Below are 5,440 nucleotides of genomic sequence, written 5' to 3' on the forward strand. Positions count from 1 at the left end.
TGCGTCCAGGGGCGCCTCCGGCAGAAGCCGACAAGCCGTCACATCCTGGCTCTCAGCAGGCGAACCGCCCACCTCGCCACTTCTCAAAGACCCTGTACCTCTACCCCTCCAAGAAGGCCCTCCAGGCCGTCAAGGAGAAGGTCAAGACGGTGTGCCGACAGGACACGAACCTGCCGCTGGCAGTCGTGCTGCACCAGCTCAACCCGGTGCTACGGGGCTGGACGGCGTACTTCCGGCACGGGGTGTCGTCCGCGACCTTCCAGTACCTGTCGGCCTTCACCTGGCGGCAGGTCTTCGGATGGTTACGGCGCAAACACCGCCGGTCCAACTGGAAGAGTCTGCGTCGTCGCTACTGCGCGGGCCAATGGTGGCCCGCCGACGACGAGGTCATCTTGTTCAGGTGCGCGAAGGTGCGGACCAACCGCTACCTGTATCGCGGGAACAAGATCCCCTCGCCTTGGCCGAGCGGGACCACGACGGCAGCGGCCGTCTGAGAGGGCTTGTGGAGGGCCGGATGCCTGGAGATCGGGCACGTCCGGTTCGGGAGGCGGCTCGGGGAAACCCACTGGTGGAAACACCAGCAGGGCGCCCCGAGTCGACCTCACACCCTGGCCGAGTACTCCAGCAACGCCACCCCCACACGGCCTGGAGCACCTGCTCTCCCACAACCGCTGGGACGCCGACGGCCTGCGCGACGACCTCCAGGCATACGTGGCCGAACAACTCGGGCAGTCGGGCGCTGTGTTGGCCGGGTCGGCCCGGTATGTCGTTGCCGGCACGCCTGGCGCTCGCGGTGGAACGGGAGCCAGGATGTAGTTCCAGTCACCGTGGAAGGTATTGGGTGTAATCGGCAGGGCGTGGAATTCAGCGGGCGTGACGCTGATGCCCAGGTCGCAGCTGCCTGTATCCAGTTCGGCCCCAATGGTCAGCCCGGTCTTAGGTTGCTCTTCCAGGTCCAGCGGCGGGGGTCGTTGGAGCCGCCGGAGTCGGCGGTGATCAGGAGCCTGCCGGCATGCGGGTGGTCCGCCCGTCCGCGGTGCTGCCACCAGCGGCAGATGGACTCCACCGCGAATTGGACGGTGTCGTGGTCGGTGCCGACGTTGACCCATCCGGTGTTGTTGGCGATGTCGTAGATCCCGTAGGGGATCGCCATGGGCTGGTCGTTGGTGGTGAATGTGTGGCAGTCCACCTTGATCGCGTGCTTGCCCGGGCGCCAGATGCGGCCGGGCCAGTCCCGGTTGCCGAGCCACTCCTTGGCCTTGGTGTCGACGCTGATCACTGGCTGGGCATCGTTGAGGAAGGCGGCGGCGGTGGCATTCAAATGGGAGAACTGGGCATCGCAGTCCGGATGGCTTTTGCCCTCCGTCGTCATCGCCGTTCCCTCCAGACTGTAGCCCAGAGTGTGCAGCAGGTGTCCGACGGTTGAAGCGCTGACAGGGTGGCCCTGCGCGGTGAGGGTCGAGGCCAGGGCCCGTAACGACAGCGTGGTCCACCGCAACGGGGAGCCGAGGTCACCTCGGGTGTGCGGCTCGATCAGCGACTCCAGCGCGGGCAGCAGACCAGGATCGCTGTCAGTGGCAGCTTGCGGCCCGCACCTGGAGCCCGGACCCGCAAAGTCGGCGAGGAGCATCCGGCCAACTCGGCCACGCCTCGCGCGATGGTGGCAGTGCTGGTGCCGGACGCGGCGGCAACCCGGACGATCCCGCCGCGGCCGAAGGCCGTCGCCTCACTGGCCAGGTACAACCGACGGCGGCGCTCATCGAAGTACGGCAGGATCCGATCGAACTTGGCCCGCAGAGCACAAGCGGCAACACGGCCTGACAGACACGGAGTCATATCTCAGACTCCCACCAACACCCCCTTGCCGAACACTTATTGAAATACGAGCCCCCGGACGGACCGAGAACTGCCAGATCGGCGCATCGTTGTCCACCTTTGGCTAGCTGCGCGAGGCCGGACTATCAGCTTCGTGGCCGCCAATGCATTCAAAGGCTCATGAACTGATGCGACGTGATCATGCCGACGCCCATACCGGTCTGGAGCCATTGTCCCGACCCCAGCAGCAGGGAGGTCACAGCAGCGACACGGCAATGAGTGGTGCAGCGCACACATAGGGGGTGCCCGATCATGTGCAATTGCCCAACGCGGTCATCGCCGTACGCCATCTACTGTGCCAACTACAACGCTACTAAGTACGCCACACCGTGAACCAGAGACACGGATCGTCCACAGCCGTGACCATGGCTGCTGACGGTTTCACGCTCCTTTATGGCGGGACCGAGGAAGCCGCCCAGCGGGCTTAGCCAGCACATGGTGCGCCGCGCATGAAGCACTGCTCCACCCTGTCATGAGCCGAGATTCCACCATTCTGCCGCCGATCACCCCCTGGAGGGCGCTGTGCTGAGCACGATGCAGGACGTACCATTAACTCTGAGCCGCATACTGACCCACGGCTCGACCGTTCACGGCAAGGCGCAGGTCACCACCTGGACGGATGAGGTTGCCCCGAGGCGCCGGAGCTTCCGGGAGATCGGTGAGCGCGCGGCCCAGTTGGCGGGCGCGCTCCGCGACGAACTCGGCGTCAACGGGGATCAGCGTATTGCGACCCTGATGTGGAACAACGCCGAGCACGTCGAAGCGTACTTCGCAATTCCTTCCATGGGGGCTGTTCTACACACGCTCAACCTGCGCCTGCCCGCCGACCAGTTAATCTGGATTGCCACCCACGCTGGCGACCGGGTCGTCACCGTCGACGGGACCTTGCTGCCGCTACTTGCCCCGCTCCTGCCTCATCTGCCCGCCGTCCAGCACGTGATCGTCTCCGGTCCCGGCGACCACTCGCTCGTGGGAGGCACCCGCGTTGCTGTGCACGACTACGAAGAGCTGATAGCCGGCCGTTCCACCACGTACGACTGGCCCGAACTGGACGAACGCCAGGCGGCGGCTATGTGCTACACCTCCGGCACGACCGGCGACCCCAAAAGTGTGGTCTACTCGCACCGTTCGGTCTATCTCCACTCCATGCAGGTCAACGCTGCCGAGTCGATGGCACTTACAGACCGCGACACGACCTTGGTCGTGGTGCCGCAGTTCCACGTGAACGCTTGGGGATTACCGCATGCCGCCTTCATGTCCGGCGCCAGCCTGTTGATGCCCGATCGCTTCCTCCAGCCTGGCCGGCTCGCCGAGATGATCGCAAGTGAGCGCCCTACACACGCCGCCGCCGTCCCCACCATCTGGCAAAGCCTGCTCGCCGAGGTCACCTCGCGCCCCCAAGACGTGTCCTCCCTGAAGACCGTCACCATCGGCGGCTCTGCCTGCCCTCCGCACCTGATGAAAGCCTACGACGAACTGGGCGTTCGCCTCTGCCACGCCTGGGGCATGACCGAAACCTCTCCGCTGGGTTCCATGGCGCACCCCCCGGCCGGCCTCACCGCGGAACAACAGTGGCCCTACCGCATCACTCAGGGCCGCTTCACCGCCTCCGTCGAGGCGCGGCTCATTGGCCCCGATGGTCTGATGCCGTGGGATGGCAAGTCGGCGGGAGAATTGGAGGTACGCGGCCCCTGGATTGCCGCCGCCTACTACGGCGGCACGGAAGACAAGACGCTGCGCCCCGCTGAGACGTTCAGCAAGGACGGCTGGCTCAAGACCGGCGACATCGGCACCATCACACATGACGGCTACCTGACACTGACCGACCGCGCTAAGGACGTCATCAAGTCCGGAGGTGAATGGATATCCTCCGTCGAATTGGAAAACCTGCTCATGGCCCACCCAGATGTTGCCGAGGCCGCCGTCGTCGCCATCCCCGACGAGAAATGGGGCGAACGCCCACTGGCCACCATCGTGCTCCAGGACGGCGCAATCACCGACTGCGGAGAACTGCGGGACTTCCTCGCCACACACATCGCCAAGTGGCAGGTACCAGAACATTGGACCCTGATCCCCGTCGTGCCCAAGACATCAGTCGGCAAGTTCGACAAGAAGGCCCTCCGCAGGCAGCACGCAGCCGGAGAACTGGCCATCATCTGCGTATAACGTTTATCAGTGGGCTACCGTCGGCGAAGGACACCGATGGCACGTGAGCCTGTTCCACCCCGTCCTCGGGGAGCGACGAGGCGGAACGGGCTCGCCCGTAAATCTCGGGCCCATTCTTGGAAAGCGAAAAACGCCCCGACACCGCACAGTTGCGGTGGAGCGTGCTGCGTGCGCCCCCGCGTGTCCGCGGCTGGCCCAGTGGACTGCGGCAACCGGCGTGGAGCGGACTCGGCTTCCAGGCGCAGTTTCTCTGATCTCCTCGGGCCCTTGTCAACTCGTCTGGCAGGAAGGTGAAATTTCATGCAGGAGATGCAGGGCCGCACCACGGGCATCATTCATGCGGCCTGGAACACTATCCCGGACGGCCCGGCAATCCTGCATACCTGGCAGAAGCCGGGCGGCCGCGTGCGGGAGGGCGCGAACCCCGACGCCGCAAGGCGTCCGGACCCTCGGGCGCCGATCGCCGGGACGTCGGGGCCTGGCGAGTCGAAGGCGCAGCGGACGGACCGGCTGTATGCGGAGCTGTTGCAAGAGGTACGCATTGCCCAAGCCGGGATCCAAATCCTCTTTGGGGCGCTGATCTACCTCAGCGTCACCCCGGCCTTCTCTGGAAGCACCGCGGTGCAGCGGGCCTTGTACTGTCTCTCACTGCTGAGCGCGATCGGCGCGGCCGGGACGCTGCTCGCCCCCGCTGCCCTGCACCGTTTCATGCATGGCCACCGGGTCAAACGTCAACTTGTCACTGCAACCCACCGCCATCTGATGTCCGGACTGGTATTCCTCGCTCTCGCCATCAGTTCTGCGCTGACTTTGGTCTTGGACATGGCACTCGGAGGCACAGCGGCCTTCGTCGGCGGCAGCGGGGCCCTCGCCTGGTTCATCCTGTTGTGGGTCCTTGCGCCCCTGCGGGCACGCAGTGATGCTCGCACGATCAAGGCAGTGCCAGCTGGCCTTCTCCACACCGGGCTGCCGCCAGAACGGACACCCGCACCGCGATGCGACGGCCGAAGCGAGTCTTGATCGTGCCCGTCCGCAAGGAGATGGGGGTGTGTCTGAAATGATCAGTAAGTCCGTGACGCGACAGGGCAGCAAGGGATCACTGCAGGTCCCTGGCTTTCCGAATCAGACGGGCATGAGCGACTTCGAGAACTCGGCTGTCGAGCCGGTCGACGATGAGCTGGTGGCTAAGGTCGCCGAGCGGTTGACGAAGTTTCTTCGAGTTGGCCATCGATCGGGTGATGGCCCAGGGGCGCAACATGCGAGGCCCCCGAGCTGTTGATCGAGATGTCTGACGTCTCAACCACGCTGCTCGGGGGCCTCGTTGGTTATCTATCCTGCCGCACTCGACTTGCCGCATGCGCTTGTGGAGTGGGTGACCATACTCATCGTCATGTGTGAG

At 65.0% G+C, this 5,440-nt stretch carries 3 protein-coding genes and 2 pseudogenes; 4 read left to right on the forward strand and 1 reads right to left on the reverse strand.

All coding sequences use genetic code 11. The annotated features are described in order from the left end of the window. Window positions 1–494 (forward strand): group II intron maturase-specific domain-containing protein (locus tag ACWCQK_RS41860; protein WP_451164473.1); only part of this gene is annotated, 494 nt, incomplete at its 5' end. Window positions 495–839: 345 nt separating this feature from the next. Here the strand turns inward: ACWCQK_RS41860 and ACWCQK_RS41865 are convergent. Beyond that, window positions 840–1,836, reverse strand: a pseudogene (locus ACWCQK_RS41865) (ISAzo13 family transposase); the annotation flags it as partial. A gap of 561 nt (window positions 1,837–2,397) precedes the next feature. Between ACWCQK_RS41865 and ACWCQK_RS41870 the strand changes: the two are divergent. The 3 genes and pseudogenes from ACWCQK_RS41870 to ACWCQK_RS41880 all read left to right on the forward strand — a co-directional run. Then, window positions 2,398–4,041 carry a long-chain fatty acid--CoA ligase gene (locus ACWCQK_RS41870; RefSeq protein ID WP_451164475.1) on the forward strand — a complete coding sequence of 548 codons (1,644 nt, stop codon included), beginning with the start codon at window positions 2,398–2,400 and terminating at the stop codon, window positions 4,039–4,041. 300 nt (window positions 4,042–4,341) lie between these two features. Next, window positions 4,342–5,061 (forward strand): DUF6328 family protein, encoded by a 720-nt coding sequence (locus ACWCQK_RS41875; protein ID WP_451164477.1) that lies wholly within the window; start codon window positions 4,342–4,344, stop codon window positions 5,059–5,061. Window positions 5,062–5,362: 301 nt separating this feature from the next. Next, window positions 5,363–5,440, forward strand: a pseudogene (locus ACWCQK_RS41880) (IS5/IS1182 family transposase); the annotation flags it as partial.

It is taken from the genome of Streptomyces sp. NPDC002306, from assembly GCF_053593435.1.